We start from the raw sequence: 17,759 nt of genomic DNA, 5'->3' as shown, positions 1-17,759 counted from the left end.
TCGATTCACTGCGCCCCCAGCCCCTTCCACAAGTCCTCTTCCGGATCCTCCTCGGCACGCCGGCGACGCCTTGACTGGCTCAGCGGTGCCATGCCGCGGTCCGACGTGAGCCCGGCATCGCCGAACACCTCCCAGAGGTCCTGCTGCACCTGCCCGATGTTCGCCTGGGAGAGCGCGGCGGTGTTCGCGGTCAGGCCGACCAGAGCCCCGTTGCGGATCTGCAGTGTCACGAGGCCATACGGGCTGCGCAGTGCAGTCACCTCGAGTGACACCTTGTCCGCGTTCTCCCGGGCTTCGCGCAACTGCCGGCCGATAGCGGCCTGCTCTTCTCTGATCTGAGCCAGCCACGTGTCCATGTCAGGCATGCCAGACCAGCTCTGGAATTCGACCGGCTCTGGTTCGTCGCGGTGGTCACGCCGCGCCTGGCGCTCGACGGTGGCGGCGATCCGCAGCGCGTCGAGGTAGGTCATCATCAGCGCCTGACCGAACTCCGCGACCGGCAGCCGCGACTGCCAGCTGCTGCTCACGTCGAACCGCAGCACCTTCCCGTCGGGGTCCACGATCACCCACAGCGATCTTGAGGCGTCGATCGCCTTGTACTCGTCGGCCGGCTCGGAGGGAAATTCCGGAAGCGGCGACATTCTGGTCGCGGCGATCGGCGGCAGGTGCAGCTCGGCCAGCTTCAACTTGCCCAGCTCTTCTTCCAGCATGATCTCAGGTCACCGCCTGCGGCCAGGCTTCGCTGGGAAACGCTCCGTTGCTGGTGCGCGCACTAAGCATGTCTCGCATGAATCCGACCGAGTTGGTGTAATACTCCACGCTGTCACCGAAAACCGTCACCGCGGAGGCGACCAGGTTCCCGCAAAGCTCAGCGGCGTCACCGATCGCTTCCAACGCACCGACAATCGTGCCAGCGGAGATCAGCGCCGAAACAGCGTTGGCGGCGAGGTCGCCGATCCTCTTGGCGTAGGTGTTGAGAAATTTGATGTTCGCCTGGGCGACCTGAGTCAACCACTTGCTGATAGCTTCGGCTTTCGGGAACAGCTGGTCCAGCGCCTTCTGCTGCCGGGCGAGCACCTGGGAGTTGTAGTAGGTCGCAGCGGGACCGGTCCACTGGCCGAAGCTCTTGTTGTCGCTCTGATCTCCCGCTCGTGCGGCGATGTCCGAGACGGGCTTCTGCATCACGGTGAGCCAGTCGAAGCTGGCCTGGATCAACGCGATGACCGGGGCGCTGTGCTTCAGAAAACCCAGCATCACCCTGGCGAACTTGTCGACGTAGTCGCGCAGCTCGTTCAGCGCACGATCAAGGCCGCCGAAGAAGTCCGGCGCCAGGTAGATCAGCGGGTTGGTGTTGATGTTGTGGACACCCTTGTTGAAGTTGTCGATGAGGAGGTTCACCGCCTCAGCAGCCAGGCGGAACGAGTCGTTCAACACCTGGATCAACGCCGGATAGTGTGCCGCTTCAGGACTGCTCATATCCCCCGGATCCCCCGAACCTAGTAGACCTGATCCAGGTCAAGCTCGACGACCTCTTCGTTCCGTTCATATGTATCGGCAATCTTGATCAGGGTTTCACCGATCTCCCTGAACTCTGTTTCCGCCTCAGCAGCAAGCTTCTCGATGTAGGACCGCATGTCCTCGTACGAACGCTGCAGCTCCTCCGGAGGCGTCAGGAGATTCAGCGGAAAAACAGCAAACGTGATCGCATCGGCAACGAAGAACGCGAGCGGAGACAGCGCGAGCCCGGACAGTGCGCTACGCACCGAGCCCATTTCGGAGGCGAACTCATCCCACTTAGCGGCTTCCTTGCGCACCGCCGAGTTCACCACCTGATAACCAGTCATCAGCCCTCCCCGTCCAACCCAAGCCGCGTGGCGCCATCAAACATCAGCAGCCAAGCTAGCGCAGTACCGGCGACCAGACCGGAGTTACCGCATGATTGCGCTCAAAGGCACCTAAATCAGTGACCAGCGCCTCGACAGGGCGACACTGGATTTGTCATCGGTCGCGACCGTGAAGGAGCCAAGGCGATGCCATCGGCCCATCTGTCCCTTGGTCAGGCGATGTCGACTGGGATCGGCACGTTGGGGCAGCGAGCAGCCTTCTCGACGAGTAAGCACCTCCGCTCGTGTGCTGCATCCGTCGCGATCCGCGCCTGTCCAGTGCCGGAACTTATCACGCTGGTAGATATCACGAACCTCGTCGGCGACCTTCAGCGCCGAGACCGCGTCACGCAGCGGCAAGGCCGTGGCTGTGACCGGCGAAGCGGCCAGGGACGACACAGCACCGACGGCGATACCTATCCGACAGCGGTGGCGCCGACGCGTTCGCCCACTCCTCAGCCTTCGCCTCATGGAGTTACCGATCTCCAGGAAAGCGCCAGTGGGATTCGGCGCCAGGCCTGCCCCGGCGCGCGCCTTCACCTGAATTAGAAGTCCGATAACCGCCCCGCGACCAACACCCGCATCTCGACCTTCTGACAACTGACGCGAACGGCGTCAAAGCCAGAACAGCACGCCTGCGGATCAGCTCCCGCTGACGAACGATCACGTCAGTACACGGCGTTTCGGCACCCTTCGGTAGTTCACCCGCTCGCGAGCGACCCCACTTGTCGTTAGTCAAAACGAAGGAGCCAGTGGCTCCTTGTTCACACCTTCATCTGCCTGTCAATCATGAAAATGATGATCAGACGAAGATCATCCTTTAGACATGAAAATCCCGCCGACCTGAGCTTTCACCCAGAGCCAGCGGACTCCTTCAGACCGTCTGGACGACAGGATTTGAACCTGCGAACCCCTTGACCCCCAGATACGGGTTCACGGGCCGCTGACCTGCAAAAAACAGGCACGATGGATGCAGTTCGGCGCATTTGACTGCAACTCAAGTGCGTTACTGCCTTTTGCGCAGCCGCCCAAGATCCACTCCTTCGCACCTGAGGTTCATACGACTTCGCTCCACCTGCGACGCCGCACGAAGAAGTCCGGCAGGCCGTTGCCGGAACCATCTTTCTGTAGGTCTCGTCCGATTGGCCGCCACAGTCTCCTTGAAGCAGCGAGAACCGATGGCTCCAGCGACTCGTCGTTCACCTGCTGCCGAACGCGATCACGGTCCTGGCCATGTGCTCGGGCCTGTCCGCGGTGCACTTCGCGAACGTCGGCATGTGGGACGCGGCCATCACCGCGATCGCGGCGGCAGCCGTCTTCGACGGCCTCGACGGCCGCATCGCCCGCCTGCTGGACGCGACGTCGAAGATGGGCGCGGAGCTCGACTCCCTGGCCGACGCCATCTCGTTCGGCGTCGCGCCGACCCTCGCGATCTACCTGTGGAAGTTCGAGGGCAACCGCGCGGGCTGGGTCATCGCACTGATCTTCGCGGTCTGCATGGTGGTCCGCCTGGCCCGCTTCAACACGTTGCCGGAGAAGGAACAACCGCCGTTCGCGAAGGAGTTCTTCGTGGGCGTTCCCGCTCCCGCAGGCGGATTATTGCTGCTGCTGCCTTTGATCATCGAGGAGCAGGTGCGGACCAGCGGCTGGTGGAACAACTCCTACGTCGTGGGCGCCTGGACCGTCCTGGTGGCGGTGCTCCTGGCGTCGCGGATTCCCACCCTGTCGGCAAAGACCGTGAAGGTGCCGCCACGCGGTCGCGCCGTTGCTGGCCGCCGCGATCATCACCTATCCGCTGGTGGCGCTGATCATCGCGATGGTCGTGTACCTGGCACACCTGCCCTACTCGGTGCGGCGGTACATGTGGCCCTCCAAGTACCCCTGAGGCTTGGACCGTCACCGGTGCCGACCGTCGCGCCATCAAGCGGCGCACGGGGTGACGGCTCGCCGGCTCGGGCTGCGTCAGCCGTTGCACGGCCGCGTCGCCGGTGCGGCCCATGCGAGCGGTGTGTCGGCCTCGGCGTGATGGTTCTGTCGCGGCTGCGGAGGGCGCGGTTCCCGGCACCAACGGGCGTCGTCGCTCGTGCGACAGTTGGGGCTGCGACGACAGCCGAAGCGCTGATCTGGCTCATACAAGCAGGCTGTGGTCCGGACTCGACAAAGTTGTCCGGCCCACAGCTTCACCAAAAGCATTTCCTACCAGGATCAATGTCGATCAGGCCATTAAAGACAACGTCACCTGGACACGGAGATGCGACGCTTGATCACTCCAGCTCTGGTCTTACCAGCGAGCGAAGTCGCCTTATCTCCGCCACGAGGCGCGGGACATCCTCCCTTGCATTTGCAATGAAGGTCGCATTCTCATCCCATAGATCATCGGAAACAGCCGCATACTGAGGATCTTGCACGAGAGTCAGCGCAACATTCTTCTCACCTTCGAGGGCATTCTCCACACCAGACGACTCAGAGTCAGGAATCGTACTGACCGCCACCAGGGTCATGAATCTGTTGTCATTTAGCTGCCGAACGAACCACGGCCCAGGAGTTGCCGAGTTCGCGCGCTCTTCGATGTAGCCGAGCTCCCGCTCGCTGATGAAATCCGAAGATTCCACGGTCGCCTCCAGAAAATTCCTACAAGAGGTGACGTCGGCGGCTGGCCCCAAAACCCTCCGCCGACGTCACGACATTTACTCAGAAGGTGAATTTCTCCACCAGCATCCCGATTCTGGGTGCCCGCGAACGCGTCCGCGTCGACCGCCGCAGGAATATCGCCGGCATCGAGGCGGGGCGGGTGCCAGAGGGCAGCTTGTCGCCGTTCATGCCGCGGAAGTAGCGCTTCTCGGTCAGCGTCTGCTCTTCCGCGTCGCCCATGCGCGTCTTCACCGCCCCGTAGCCCCGCCACACCTACCACGTCATGTACTCGCTCTTGGTCAAGCCGTCGTCGTCCACGTGGCGCCAGGCCGGGTTGCCGACGTACTCGTAGTCGGTGACCACCCGTATCGAACCACCGGTCAGATCGGCCTCCTGCACGCCCTTCCGTGAACCCCACGTTCGCCGCGAGGATGCCGATCATGTCGGCCGGTCAAGCCGTGTTGACGCTCGTGCCCGGCTTCCGGAAGTCCGCTCCTTCGCTCGCAGGTTCGCTAGATCGAGCCTCGCGCAAAGATCATCAGGCCGGTCGAGCTCAGACTGTTCAATGGATCTTTATCTGCGCGTGTGTCGCAGCCGTCACCGGACGGCGCCAATGGAGGTAGCGCCGTGACGGTCCGGCTAGATTCGGCCTGCCGTACCCGTGGACCAGATCGCGCCGGCGGATCCGTAGATCACGGCGTTTCCGTCACCCTGCACGTTGAAGGCGAACGATCCGACGCCGAGAACGTTGGAGGACCACAAAGCGCCTTGGCTGCCAGTGCCATAGAGCACGAGGTTCGCATCCGACTGCATCACCAGTGAGTGCACTGTCCGGCCCGCGGTACCTGTCGACCACAGGACGCGATAGCCCGGCGAGTACAAGACCAGGTTCCCGTCGCTCTGTAGAGCCACGTAGTACCTGCCATCGGCCGAACGCAGATACTGACCGGAGTACAGCCTCTCATCGGCGCTGAGGCGATCGGTTCCCTTCGGCGTGAGGCCTGCGGACGCCCCAGCTGTTCCCGTCGACCAGCTTGCACCCGCAGCCGAGTAGAGAACAGCGTTGCCATCAGTCTGCAGCAACAGGGTGGAGTTCCCGCGACCGGAGGTGTGGCTAGCCCACAACGCGCCTCGACTGCCAGTGCCGTAAAGCACGAGGTTTCCGTCGCCTTGCATGACAACGGAGTGCACCGATCTTCCCGCCGTGCCGCTGGACCACAGCGCGCGGAAGCCGGCACCGTACAGGACCAGATTGCCGTCTCCCTGCAGGATTAGGACGAAGCGGCCGTCCGACGACGTTAGATACTGATTGGGGTAAATCCGTTGGTCCGCGGCGAGGCTGTCCCGTCCCAAGTATTCCGCAGTGCCAACACTACCCCCGCCGGGCAAGGCGATGATGTCCTTGGCGTGGATGTAGCGGAACGAGCCAGCGGTAACAACACGTTCATGGTAAGTACCGGTGAAGCCGTAGTTGTATTCCTCGACGGTCACGGTTGCGTTGGCGTTGACGGCTTCCACCCAGGCCACGTGTCCAGCCGACTCAGCGATGGCGCCGACCGCCGGGGTGTTGTTGACGGCGTAGCCGCGGGCGGCGAACCACGATCCCCAGCTACCTGCGTTGCCAATCGCCCTGGGCATCTCGAACTCGTTGCGAGAGTGCAAACGCCAAGCGACGAAGCTGGTGCACTCGCGGTTGGAGTAGCCCCACGAGTCGATCAGCGAATCCTTCGGCGTTGTACGCCACTGCGCCGGATAGTCATCGGTTCCCGCCCACGCGCCGGCAGGCGCAACCACGGTGCCTGCTACCAGAACAAGAACTGCCCCAACTACCCAATGCCACCACGCGCTGCGGGCCGATCTTCGCATCTTCACGAGCCCTCCTTCGTCGGTATGGAAGGAACACCGCAACGGAGGCGCAGGCGTGAGCTCCGTCTGCTCGGAATCAACCAATCAGACTCCGGTGCCGCACCGCCGGTGTCGATTCGTGGCCTGTCACAAGAGTGTCTGATCCCGATCGGACCAACGGCGGTACAGCTAGGGCTCGCGGTTGCCGAGAGGCAATGAGCTCGCGGCCAGGTCTCACCTCTGCCCCCTCGCGCCGAAGGAGGGGTTGCGCCAGCAGTCACATATACAGCTTTGGGGTCCACACTCGGCGAGGACTCCGACTCCGCGACCACGACCGAGCGGCCATGATCGTCGCAAGGTGATCCGGCACTCCAGGATTCGAGTTGGTATTCAACGACTGCCACAGATCCTGGTGCTCGTGAGTGGAGGTTCACCCGAGCCACGCGATCCAGGCTTCTCCAAGGGCAAAGAGATCGATACATCCAACGGCGACACAGAGATGCCCAGCTTTCTTCCCGCCGTAGCCCGGAACTTACGGAGCAAGACCCCCGAGGCAAGAGCCAAGACGCCAACCTCGCCGTGCTGTGATCACATCTCCTGGTCACTTCCTCGGTAACTCGCCTGCACTCATCGCTCAGCTGACAGGAGTACCACCGATGAACCACGGCATCGCGCAACGGCCCGGCGACAGTACGCCGGGCCGCTGGACACAATCAGACGAAGCTGTCCGGGTAGCCGGTGTCCACAGCAGGCGAGGTGATCGTGGACCAACTGGTTCCGTCAAACCGGTCGCACATCACGTTGCCACCAGCTCCCACTCGACGGCAGTAGGACACGGTGCCGTCGTTGTTGGTGAGCCAGGCTCGGTCTGAGCCGTAGCCCCAATCACCACGTCCAGACGTCACGGATGTCCAACCGTTCGGCGTCAGCACAGTGCACACCAGCACCTGCCACTCCTGACCACCCGCACGGCCACATACCGCCGGCCCGTCCTTGGTGGTCAAATAGGCGCGGTTCTCCGGGTAACCGACGTCCACGTTCGGCGACATGAAGCTCGTCCACGCCGTGCCGTCGAACCGTTCACACCTGATCTGCCCTCCTGCACCGACTCGACGGCAGTAGGAGACGGTGCCGTCAGCGTTTGTCAGCCAGGCCCTGTCCGTCTCATAGCCCCAGTCACCACCTGCGGACGTCAGGGAGGTCCAGCCGTTTGGCGTCAGCACCGTGCACACCAGCGCCTGCCAGTCCTGACCACCCGCGCGACCGCACAACGCCGGCCCGTCCTTCGTGGCGAGGTACGTGCGGTTGTCCGGATAGCCGACGTCGACCTGTGGTGACGTGGAGCTCGTCCACGTCGTGCCGTCGAACCGGTCGCAACGCACCCGGCCACCATCGCCGACTCTGGCGCAGTACGACACCGTGCCGTCGCGGTTCACCAGCCATGACCGGTCAGCCGGGTAGCCCCAGTCGCCACCGCCCGTATACACCGTTCTCCAGCCGGACGAGGTGAGCACCGTGCAGACGAGCACCTGGTAGTTGTCACCACCAGCTCGACCGCAGAGCGCCGGCCCGTCCTTGGTGGCGAGCACCGCGCGGTCTTCCGGGTAGCCGACGTCCACGTTCGGCGACGTGGAGCTCGTCCAGGTGGCACCATCGAACCGGTCGCACATGATCTGGCCGCCTGCGCCGACGCGGCGGCAGTACGACACGGTCCCGTCGCGGTTGGGCAGCCATGTCCGATCAGCGAGGTATCCCCAGTCGCCTTGTCCTGTCGACGCGGACGACCAGCTGGTCGAGGTGCGCATGGTGCAGACGAGCGCCTGGTATTGCTGCCCGCCAGCGCGGCCGCACTGTGCTGGACCGTCCTTTGTGGGCAGATAGGCGCGGTCGGCGGCCTCGAAGTTCGTGGAGATCCGCTTGACCGTGCCTGGCGAGGTGCCCGCCGAGTTCCGTGCGACGACGGTGTAGTTGTATGACTGGCCTGGCGACACCTGCGCGTCGAGGTGCGTGGTGCCACCGACCGTCGCGACGAGCACTCCATCGCGGTACACCTGATAGTCGGCAGCGCCTGACGACGGACCCCAGGACAGGTTCACCCGCGACCCGTGCGTGAGTGCGGTGATCGCGCCGGGCGTGGCTGGGCCGGCAGGCGGTGCGTCGGGCAGGTCGGCGATGTGCAGGAACGCCTGAGGCCACTCGCCGGATCGTGTGAGCGTGCGGGTTCCGAACCTTCCGGTGTTGCTGCGGTTGTACTCGTGGATGACAACGGTGTTCCCGCCGTCGCGCACCTCGGCGACGATCGCGACGTGTCCGTACCCACCACCGTGGCTGGCTCCCCACCAGGCGACGGCGCCTCGCTTCGGCGAGTTGTCGACTGGTTTGCCCCTGTTGATCGCTCCTTGCCTCCAGTCCTTGGCATGACCGCTGCCGCTTGACTGGATGCTGCTCCAGTTGAATCGGATGTCGGTGGCCGTGCCGCCGAGCTGCCGGTTGAGCGTCCACGCGGCGTAGTCGGTGCAGTTGCGGTAGTTGAATCTCAAGGGCGAGAGCTGGTTCATGTCCGCGTTGGGCCATGGGTAGTCGTCGCCCAGTGCCTGTGCGGAGGTCGGGATCAGCAACGCTGCGAGGAACGCGATCACTCCCGCTATCCCGAACAAGTGTCTTCGATGTCGGTAGTCGCCGCTGCGTGTCTGTCTGCCGTGGATCTGTTGATTGACCATGCCGGATCTATCGGCTCACGGGAATCGATTGTGACAGAACGCTTTTATGCCTAGACGCGTGGAAAATTCCTTTATGGACGGTCATCGGAATTTCCGTGATCGGCCACCTGCTCGCGACTGAGGACGTTCGAGTGAGCAGTGAGGACGTGCAGCCACCGTGCGTCTGCGTATAGGACTTTCCGCTGAGCGTTCCGTGTGGTTACAGGTGGATTGGCTAACCGCGAGACACGACCGCGCGACAGACCAGAGGCCACTCCGCGATGAAGGAGTCCACCGTGTCGTTCTTGGCTTTCCTGCGAAGACGTTTCGTGCCGCTCGCCATCCTGGTACTGCTCGTCGGGTTGATTGCACCCGTCGCCTCGGCCGTGTCCACCACCCTCTGCACCGGTTACGCGGGATGCGCGAGCACCGGCCGCGGTGACGGCGGTCACGGCGCGAACAGCGGCACGCCCTACTGGGGCATGACTCCAGGGCACAACTGCACCAACTATGCGGCCTATCGGCTCCAGCGCAACGGCGCCAATGCCGGGTACCTGCAGAACCACGGCGATGCCTACAAATGGGGACCTCATGCCGCGCAGTACGGCGTGCCGGTGAACTCGACGCCTGCGGTCGGTGCCATCGCCTGGTGGGCCGCGAACTCTGGCGGCTCGGGCTCATCGGGTCACGTCGCGTATGTCGAGGAGGTCGGTCCCGGCTACATTCTGGTGTCGGAGGACAACTGGGGTGGGACCTTCCACTGGAAGAAGATGACGCCGGGCGGCTACTACCCGACCGGGTTCATCCACTTCAAGGACATGGGCCAGCGGGACGTCTCCGGCGACGGCCGCGCGGACCTCATCGCGGTCAGCACTGGTCCGACCGGTTCAGGCCGCACCGAGGCACACGTCCTCGACGCAGCCACCGGCTACGCGACCTGGTACTCGCACTGGGCAACCGCGGCCGGGTACAGCGACGGTCCCAACGACAGGCACCTGCTCGGCGACGTCAACGGCGATGGAAAGCCGGATCTGGTCATCGTCGGCACTGGACCGACCGGCTCAGGCCGGACCGAGGCGCACGTCCTCGACGGCGCCACCAACTACTCGACCTGGCTCGCTCACTGGGCCACCGCCGCCGGGTACAGCAACGGTCCCAACGACAGACACCTTCTTGGTGACGTCAACGGCGATGGTCGAGCCGACCTCGTCATCGTCGGCACCGGACCGACCGGGTCAGGCAGGACCGAGGCCCACGTCCTCGACGCCGCCACCGGCTACTCCACCTGGTACGCACACTGGGCAACCGCATCGGGATACACCGATGGCCCCAACGGCAGGCACCTTCTCGGTGATGTGAACGGCGACGGTCGCGCGGACCTCGTGATCGTGGGAGTCAGCTCCACCGGTTCAGGCCGACTCGAAGCGCACGTTCTCGACGCCGCCACCGGCTACTCGACCTGGTACGCACACTGGGCAACCATCGCCGGCTACGCCGCGCCATCGGACAGGTTCGTGCTGGGCGACGTCAACGGAGACAGCCGCGCCGACCTGGTCGTCGTCAACACCGGACCTACAGGATCGGGCAGGCTGGAAGCGCACGTCCTCGACGGCGCGACGGGCTACTCGACGTGGTGGGCGCACTGGGCAACCATTGCCGGCTACGCGGGACCGGCTGACCGGTTCGTCATGTAGCGAAGCGTCCGCGACATCACGCTCACCCCAGATAGGCAAGCGCGACACCTGCAGCACATCACCGCCGTTGCGCCGCTCCAGCACGGCAGTGGGTCCAGCTGTGCCAACGGCCTCTGGTCGGCTCACCGAGTGTCGCCCTGCAAGACCTTCGTTTGAGCGGTCCGCGTGATCCAGCACGACCGCGCTAACGGCGCGGCGCGCTCCTCGCCGTACCACCCTCATCCACCGCCAAGGAGGAACCGCTTATGCGCATCCATCTCACCTTGCGAAGACGGCTAGCGCCCCTGGTCGCCTTGATGCTGGGCGTAGCGCTCGTTGCGCCCACCGCATCAGCAGCGTCGACAACGTTGTGCACCGGGTATGCGGGATGTGCCAACACTGGACGCGGCAACAGCGACTACAGCGCGAACAGCGGCACGTCGTACTGGGGCATGTACGCCGGCCACAACTGCACGAACTACGCCGCCTACCGGCTCGTCCGCAATGGCGCAGATGCCAGCTACCTGCGCGGCCACGGGATGGCCTACGAGTGGGGATCCCAGGCACAAGCGCATGGTGTGAGCGTCAACTCGACTCCAGCGGTCGGTGCAATCGCGTGGTGGGCGGCCAACTCTGGCGGTTCAGGCTCGACTGGGCACGTGGCCTACGTCGAAGAGGTCGGCTCGGGCTACATCCTCGTGTCCGAGGACAACTGGGGCGGCGACTTCCACTGGAAGAAGATGACGCCGGGCGGCTACTACCCGACCGGGTTCATCCACTTCAAGGACATGGCGTCGGCTCCGAACAACCCGCCGCCCGCGCAGCCGTCGCCGCGGCGCAGCAGCAACGTAGTGTTCGGCCCGAGCGGCTACCAGGAGGTGTACGGCCGGGGGCCCACGGATGACCTGGTGCACAAGTGGTTCGTTCCCGGCGCCGGGTGGCAGCCATCCGCGTTCGGCGACTTCGAGCACCTCGGCACCGGGCTCGGCGGTGAGCCGACCGCGATCCGGCGCCCCAACGGGATTCTCGACGTCTTCGCCCGCGGCACCAACGGAGATCTGCTGCACAAGTGGCTCACTCCCGGCGTCGGCTGGCAACCGTCGCCCTACGGGGACTTCGAACGACTCGGCACCGGGCTCGGCGGCGATCCGATCGCCATCATCCGTCCCAACGGGACTCTCGATATCTTCGCCCGCGGCACCAACGGAGACTTGCTCCACAAGTGGATGGTCGACGGCGTCGGATGGGGGCCGTCGCCGTACGGCGACTTCGAACGGCTCGGCGGCGGCCTGGGCGGTGATCCGGTTGCGCTCGTGCAAGTCAACGGTCAGCTGGACGTCTTCGCCCGCGGCGCCAACGGAGACTTGCTCCACAAGTGGATGGTCGACGGCGTCGGGTGGCAGCCGTCGCCGTTCGGGGACTTCGAACGGCTCGGCGGCGGCCTGGCCAGCGACGTGTCCGTGACCCAGCTGGCGAACGGCCAACTGCATGTGTTCGGCCGAGGACCTGCGGGCGATCTGATGCACAAGTGGCTCGTACACGGCGTCGGCTGGCAGCCGTCTCCCTTTGGCGACTTCGAACGGCTCGGGAGCGGCCTGGCGAGTGAACCGGTTGCGCTCCAACAGGCCAACGGGCAGCTCGACATCTTCGGCCGCGGTAGCGCGAACGATCTCTGGCACAAGTGGTTCGTGTCCGGCATCGGCTGGCAACCTACAGCCTTCGGTGAACCTGAACGTCTCGGCACTGGCCTGGTCAGCGAGCCTTCGCTGATCCAGCAAGCAAACGGCCAGCTCGACATCTTCGGGCAGGGCACGGGAGGCGACCTCGTGCACAAGTGGGTTGCGCCGGGGGTCGGCTGGCAACCGTCGCCGTTTGGCGACTTCGAACACCTCGGTTCCGGCTACTAGGCGCGTAGCGGTGGTTCCGGTACAGCGGCCAAGCCGCTGGCCGGCACCACCACCGCCATGCCGTGCTCACGGTTCGGTAGGCCATGGTCTTGAGGAGCCGCGAACGCTGATCGCGGGGCTCCGCCGTGACGAGCCGTTCGACGGCCAACCAAGATCCGCGTGAGTGTTGCCGACTGTCGCGCCGGTCGCTGTAGCTACCTCGTCGACTGGGTGACCGTGAAGATCCTGTGGAGCTTGAGCGTGGACGAGCAGGAGAGGGCGGTGCTGATCAATCTCACCGCAGCGTGTCCGGACGTCCCGTAGCGATCGGAATGTTCGGGCACGTCGCGCGAAGTCGGACATCCGTGCCTTCCGAGACAGACGCGAACTTGCGCCGTCGTCTTGACTTTCGGGCGCTGACGCCTGCTACGGCGCCAAGCAGCTCCACGATGGAAGGCCTTAACTGAAATCCGGCGAAGGCTTTCCGTCGTTCATAGCCCACCGCAGTGGGGTGCCCAGTCCAGGCGCGACACGACGCACGCGAGTCCGGCTCCCGATACAGCCAGACCGCACGCGTCCCAGCTCATCGGGGTACTTCTTCGGTGGCGCCAGGACTGTTCCTTCAAGCCCTGTCGGACCATGTCCGGAAAGAGTCCGGGCTATCGGGAAGCTCACCGGCCACGAACCGTTCATTCAACTCGGGGCTTACACCGCAGCACGGGTCGTAGCCTCGAATCAGGTCAGTTCGGTAGACGTCGTGCCGGTGCTCTCTTTCTCTTCGCCTGTCTCGATGGAGGGGTAACGCCGCCGCTGAAGCTGGACGCGTTCGGCGTCCGGGATAGTCATCGACTCGGCGAGCACGGCGGCGAGTGCGGCCACTTGGCTGTTGTCGACGTCGGCGTGGAAGAGCCAGCGGATGTTCTCGTCGCGCGTGATGAGGTCGATCGCCAAGCGTGAACTGCTGTCCGGTGCGGTTGGTGCTCGAACGTATCGCACCTGGTCGATCGGGATGTCCTGGTCGATCGCAGCTTGCTCGAGGAAAGTGTTCGTCGTGGCCAAGATGATGCGGCGATCCGTGACGGCGACCAGTTCCTTGTCCGCGGTCTTGTCCATCGCTGCTGCCAACATCCCCATCGCTCCGCCGACGATCGCGGAAATAGGACCATCGTCATCGAGCTGCTCGGGGAAGCCGAGGGCACGCAGGGCTTCACCGTCTTCGAAGAGCCAGCGCAGAATGCGGCGGTACGGCTCTGAGTCCAGCGATTCGGGTCCGCAGATGACGTCAGGGGCCTCGAGCGGAGAGACTGGCGGGTGGAGAGAGTCGGCGAGGGGCTCGATCGCCTCCAGAAGCCGGGCGGAGATTTCGCGGGCTGCCTTCACATCCTTCCGCTTCCCCGACAGCGGCCATGCGTCGGGGCCGCGGAGCTCGGCGGTGATCCGAAGCTCCCGAACCAGCGCGTCGACGAGGCTCGTCATGTCGGCGAGGGTCGAGTCGAACTCCGCTCGGGTGTCGCGGGCGATGACCTCGGCGTAGTGCGCCTCGGCGGCGTCGTCACGTCCAGCGGCTCTCGCCCTTGCGGCGCGAAGCGCGTGATACCCCGTCCATGCGTTAAGGGAGGACAGCAGGGCGCGGACGTCGAAGGCGATGGCCTCGGCGTTGGTCTGCAGGTACTCGCGGTGGCTGCGTGCGTCGGCCCGACCGATCTGCCTGACGTGGTCGCGGACGTTTCCCTGGTAGAGCTCGAGCTGCTTCTGCAGCAGCGCTCCGCTGCCCGCGACGTCCTCCCACAAGGACGTCGGCACCGACTCGATCTCTCGGGCCTGGTCGACCGCGCGATCGACGGCGGCAACGAGCCCTGTCAGTTCGGCCCATTGATCCTTGCGGATGGTGGTGAGGACCTGGTTCGTCACCGCGAGGTTGGTCCTGACGAGGCCCGAGACCTCGTTCAGCATCATCTGTAACGCGACCATGGCCAGGGCAGGCCCGATCGAGGCCGCGATCGGCGCCTTGCTCACCGCAGTCACGGGGTAGAAGCGAGCCTGACGCAGGATGCCGCCGGGACCCATCACCGCTCCGAGGTTCCCGCCGTCCTTGACGGCGAGCGTCGCGCCGCTCCTGAGCAGGGCCTGTGCCGTGTCGCCGATCCTGTAGAGCCCCTGCACGCTGGCGAACGCGTTTCCGAGATTGCCGGCCACGGTCGCCGCGTTCCCGATCGAGGCAAGGATCGCTGAGATCTGCTTGCGGTCGGCAGCCGGCACGATCCCGAAGTCGATCAGATCGGGCTTCAGCTCCGGCGGGACCTCACCGGCGACGACAGCCACCCCTGGGAGCACCTCCACCAGGACCGTCGACGTCGTCGAGTCGATGTCCGAGTCGGACGTCGACTCGTCCCCAACAGGCGAGTCGCCGGTATCGCTCCGGCCGCTCTTCTCAGGCTCGGCGATCTCCATCGAGTCCGAAGGGCCCCGCATCCGATCTCCTCCCACAGACACACAACGGCCGAACCTCATCGGCGTTGACCGCCGAAGCCTACGGCTCAATGCCTTCGGGCAGCCCGAATCCACCGGGGGTCAAGTCCCAAGCGGGCGAACGATTGGGAAGTGGCTGGTTGCGGTGCTTCAGGTGCGGATCGACACTGCCGCTGGGCAGTGCCAGCTGGGCTCGAGGTCCGGTCGGTCAAAAGTACGGCTGGCTCGCTTAGTCGTTGACTTGCACGAAAGTGACGTGTTCGTCGGTCAGATTGACGTGTGTGGCTTTCCAGCCAGCATCGCGGATCGCCCGGCCGAGAGCGGTGCCGTCGTAGCCATACCAGTGTGGGAGATGGCTGCGTGCCGAGGGCGGTAGAGGGCCGTCGAGGATCCGTTCAACCTGCGCGAAGCTCAGCGAGATGTCGTTTCCAGGTTGCTGTCGAAGCCATCGCCACAGCGATCGGTATTTGCCGGTATGCGAAACAGCAGTTGGTCCCTCAGTCTCGTCATCGTCGTTGTGGATCATGAGATCGTGGGTGGCGTCTGCTGACGTCGACTGCTGTGGGCGGACTGCTTCTACAGGTCCGGGCCAGATGCCGCTGATGCGGTGGATGAGCTTGCTGGTGCGCTCGCGGATGTCGTGTTCTGTCCAGGTGGCTTCGTGCTGTGCGACGAGGATGGCGTTGAGTTTCAGCTGACTGTGGCGGAGCAGGTAGTCGCGCTTGCCTCCGCCTGTCAGTCCCCGCGTCGCGGTGTCGTCGTCGGTCCAGGGCCGGTTCGACAAGGTCGGGTTGAGTTTGCCGTTCACGAGACTGAGGTTTCCCAACGTGTGCACAAGCTGATCACGCTCTGCCTCGGCGTTGCGGTCACCCTCGACACCAGCGCCCCAGTGCTCTCGCCACGCTTGGGGCATGACGTGTTCCACGGTCAGGTTCTGCGGGCATGTCTGCCCTTCGCCGAGTGGTCCGCGGAGCGAGTCCTCCAGTGCCTCGAGCAGCATGCGCATGCGGGGCCTGGTGAGGATCTTGTAGATCGGCTGCGTCTCGAGCACGCGATGCAGAGCCTGATCGTCGGGCCAGTAACGGGATTCCGCGTGTTGTGTGGCGAGGACTGTTTCGACGGTGTCGCCAGCTCGTGCGGGTCCGTCGTTGTCCAGGGCGCGCAGCAGGTCGAGGATCATGCGGTTGAGATCTTTGGCTGTGGCTCTGGTCAGCGCTCGCCGGACGATCCAGCTCTCCAGGGCGGTGATTGCCTTGGTGCGCTGCTGCGCTGGCATATCGGTGGCCGACCAGCGCAGGATCCACAGGAGGAAAGGGCTGACCACAGCGGAGTCGAGCGCGCGGATGACCCGGTAGTGGAACACGCCCTCGACGCTGTCCGGTGCGAGGTTCTCCATCTGCTGGTAGACCTGCGCGCCGGCGGCGAGTTCGGCGAGCAGGTCGGCGATGGCTGGTTGGTGAGTGAACACGTGGTCGCGGAAGTCGGTGAAGACGCGGTCACCCGCGACCTCCCGCAGCAACTTCATCGTGAGCCAGTGGTTGAGGAACAGGTCGATCCGTGGCCTGCGGCGGCGGCCTTGGGCGACGAGCAGACGCCAATAGTCGCTGTCGAGCGGTTTCCAGTAGGTGTTGTAGAGGTGGTGGACGTCCGCGCCCTCGGCCTGCGCGAGCTGAAAGATCAGGTTCTTGATGAGGTCCGCAGCCAGCAGCGGGCTGCCGCGGTGGTTGAGGGTTTCGAAGATGACCTGTGCGTTGTCGCCGGGCTCGAGATCGATCGCAACGATCTTGAGATGATCACGTAGTGCTCGGACCAGAGCGTTCAGCCGGGCGCCGACCTTGGCCGCGTCGCCGGTCACGTCGGCCCACTCGGTGATCTGTTCGACGAAGAATGCATGGGCTTGGGCAATCTTCGATGTGGCCAGGTCTGGCGGCAGTTGAACGGTGTTGTCCATGACGGCACGGAAGGCGTCCTGGTCGCGGTCCGTGGGCCAGACCTTGAACACGTGATCGGCATGCATGGTGAGGCTGGAGTCGTTGAGCACCAACGTCTTGAGCGCCTGCGCGTCGATGTCAGCACCGTGCTGTTCCACGACCCATTGAGCAGCGTCAAGCAGAAGCTGCAACGTGGTCAGCCGTTGTTGTCCATCGATGATGTGGCGCGCCGCGATGAAACCGGACGGGGTGATCTGCTGGTCCAGCACGATCGCACCCAAGAAGTGCGGAGGCACTGGCTGCGCCCCGTACACAGGCTGCGGGGCATCGAGCAGACGCTCGGTCAGCGTACGTACGTCGTCCCACAGTGGCTGCCACTGATCATCTTGGTTCCAGACATACGGACGCTGAAAGAGCGGCACGACGTACCGGATGTGATGCCCGAAGACGATCGCCGGCGTGTGCGTGTGCGCCTGCACCAAGCCTCCCTATCACTGCGGGCCAGTAAGCAGACCTCGCCGAACTCATCAGACAGCTGGCACGTCACGACCTGCAGCGCTCGGCGCTGCTCTGGCCGACAAGTAGAACGATGCCTTCGCACCACTTCAGACAACGCGATGAGACAACCAGCTGCTGTAGGTGCCGCCCGCGCTCCCGCTCAACAGATCGACACCCTCGTCACGTTCGTTACGCGCGACAAACACGTCGGCTACACCGTCACCGACCAAAGCCCACCGCTAGC

Annotated in this window: 13 protein-coding genes and 1 pseudogene; 3 read left to right on the top strand and 11 right to left on the bottom strand. The window is 64.5% G+C overall.

Annotated elements, in window-relative coordinates:
* Positions 1-5: 5 nt before the first annotated feature.
* The 4 genes from ACIQF0_RS02310 to ACIQF0_RS02295 all read right to left on the bottom strand — a co-directional run bounded on the left by ACIQF0_RS02310 (position 6) and on the right by ACIQF0_RS02295 (position 2,282).
* On the bottom strand, positions 6-710 hold the full coding sequence (locus ACIQF0_RS02310; protein WP_401023611.1) for a hypothetical protein: 705 nt from the start codon (positions 708-710) through the stop codon (positions 6-8).
* Between the two features lie 4 nt (positions 711-714).
* Positions 715-1,443, bottom strand: a complete 729-nt coding sequence (locus ACIQF0_RS02305) for a hypothetical protein (RefSeq protein ID WP_401023609.1) — start codon at positions 1,441-1,443, stop codon at positions 715-717.
* Between the two features lie 53 nt (positions 1,444-1,496).
* On the bottom strand, positions 1,497-1,844 hold the full coding sequence (locus ACIQF0_RS02300; RefSeq protein ID WP_401023607.1) for a hypothetical protein: 348 nt from the start codon (positions 1,842-1,844) through the stop codon (positions 1,497-1,499).
* A gap of 111 nt (positions 1,845-1,955) precedes the next feature.
* Positions 1,956-2,282: a hypothetical protein gene (locus tag ACIQF0_RS02295; RefSeq protein ID WP_401023605.1), complete on the bottom strand. Its 327-nt coding sequence runs from the start codon at positions 2,280-2,282 to the stop codon at positions 1,956-1,958.
* 834 nt (positions 2,283-3,116) lie between these two features.
* Between ACIQF0_RS02295 and pssA the strand changes: the two are divergent.
* Positions 3,117-4,005 (top strand): annotated as a pseudogene (gene pssA, locus ACIQF0_RS02290) (CDP-diacylglycerol--serine O-phosphatidyltransferase).
* 142 nt (positions 4,006-4,147) lie between these two features.
* Here pssA and ACIQF0_RS02285 read toward each other — a convergent pair.
* From ACIQF0_RS02285 to ACIQF0_RS02265, 5 genes are all read right to left on the bottom strand, one after another.
* Positions 4,148-4,495 carry a hypothetical protein gene (locus tag ACIQF0_RS02285; protein WP_401023604.1) on the bottom strand — a complete coding sequence of 116 codons (348 nt, stop codon included), beginning with the start codon at positions 4,493-4,495 and terminating at the stop codon, positions 4,148-4,150.
* 79 nt (positions 4,496-4,574) lie between these two features.
* Positions 4,575-4,754: a hypothetical protein gene (locus ACIQF0_RS02280; protein WP_401023602.1), complete on the bottom strand. Its 180-nt coding sequence runs from the start codon at positions 4,752-4,754 to the stop codon at positions 4,575-4,577.
* 33 nt (positions 4,755-4,787) lie between these two features.
* A complete protein-coding gene (locus tag ACIQF0_RS02275) occupies positions 4,788-4,913 on the bottom strand; it encodes a hypothetical protein (protein ID WP_401023600.1) in 126 nt (41 codons plus the stop codon).
* 240 nt (positions 4,914-5,153) lie between these two features.
* Positions 5,154-6,380, bottom strand: a complete 1,227-nt coding sequence (locus ACIQF0_RS02270) for a CHAP domain-containing protein (RefSeq protein ID WP_401027658.1) — start codon at positions 6,378-6,380, stop codon at positions 5,154-5,156.
* 692 nt (positions 6,381-7,072) lie between these two features.
* Positions 7,073-8,998, bottom strand: a complete 1,926-nt coding sequence (locus ACIQF0_RS02265) for a CHAP domain-containing protein (RefSeq protein WP_401023599.1) — start codon at positions 8,996-8,998, stop codon at positions 7,073-7,075.
* 356 nt (positions 8,999-9,354) lie between these two features.
* Between ACIQF0_RS02265 and ACIQF0_RS02260 the strand changes: the two genes are divergently transcribed.
* Together ACIQF0_RS02260 and ACIQF0_RS02255 are read left to right on the top strand one after the other, a co-directional pair.
* Complete coding sequence (locus ACIQF0_RS02260; RefSeq protein ID WP_401023597.1) at positions 9,355-10,752, top strand: FG-GAP-like repeat-containing protein; 1,398 nt, start codon at positions 9,355-9,357, stop codon at positions 10,750-10,752.
* A gap of 245 nt (positions 10,753-10,997) precedes the next feature.
* Positions 10,998-12,638: a CHAP domain-containing protein gene (locus ACIQF0_RS02255; protein ID WP_401023595.1), complete on the top strand. Its 1,641-nt coding sequence runs from the start codon at positions 10,998-11,000 to the stop codon at positions 12,636-12,638.
* Positions 12,639-13,352: 714 nt separating this feature from the next.
* Here the strand turns inward: ACIQF0_RS02255 and ACIQF0_RS02250 are convergent.
* Positions 13,353-15,068: a hypothetical protein gene (locus tag ACIQF0_RS02250; protein WP_401023593.1), complete on the bottom strand. Its 1,716-nt coding sequence runs from the start codon at positions 15,066-15,068 to the stop codon at positions 13,353-13,355.
* Between the two features lie 247 nt (positions 15,069-15,315).
* Positions 15,316-17,496, bottom strand: coding sequence for a DUF262 domain-containing protein (locus ACIQF0_RS02245; protein ID WP_401023592.1), 2,181 nt, complete (start codon positions 17,494-17,496; stop codon positions 15,316-15,318).
* Positions 17,497-17,759 lie beyond the last annotated feature (263 nt).

The organism is Lentzea sp. NPDC092896, assembly GCF_044754905.1.
Classification (GTDB): domain Bacteria; phylum Actinomycetota; class Actinomycetes; order Mycobacteriales; family Pseudonocardiaceae; genus Lentzea.
Note: the sequence above shows the minus strand (reverse complement) of the source record. Positions and strands in the feature narration are given on the sequence as shown.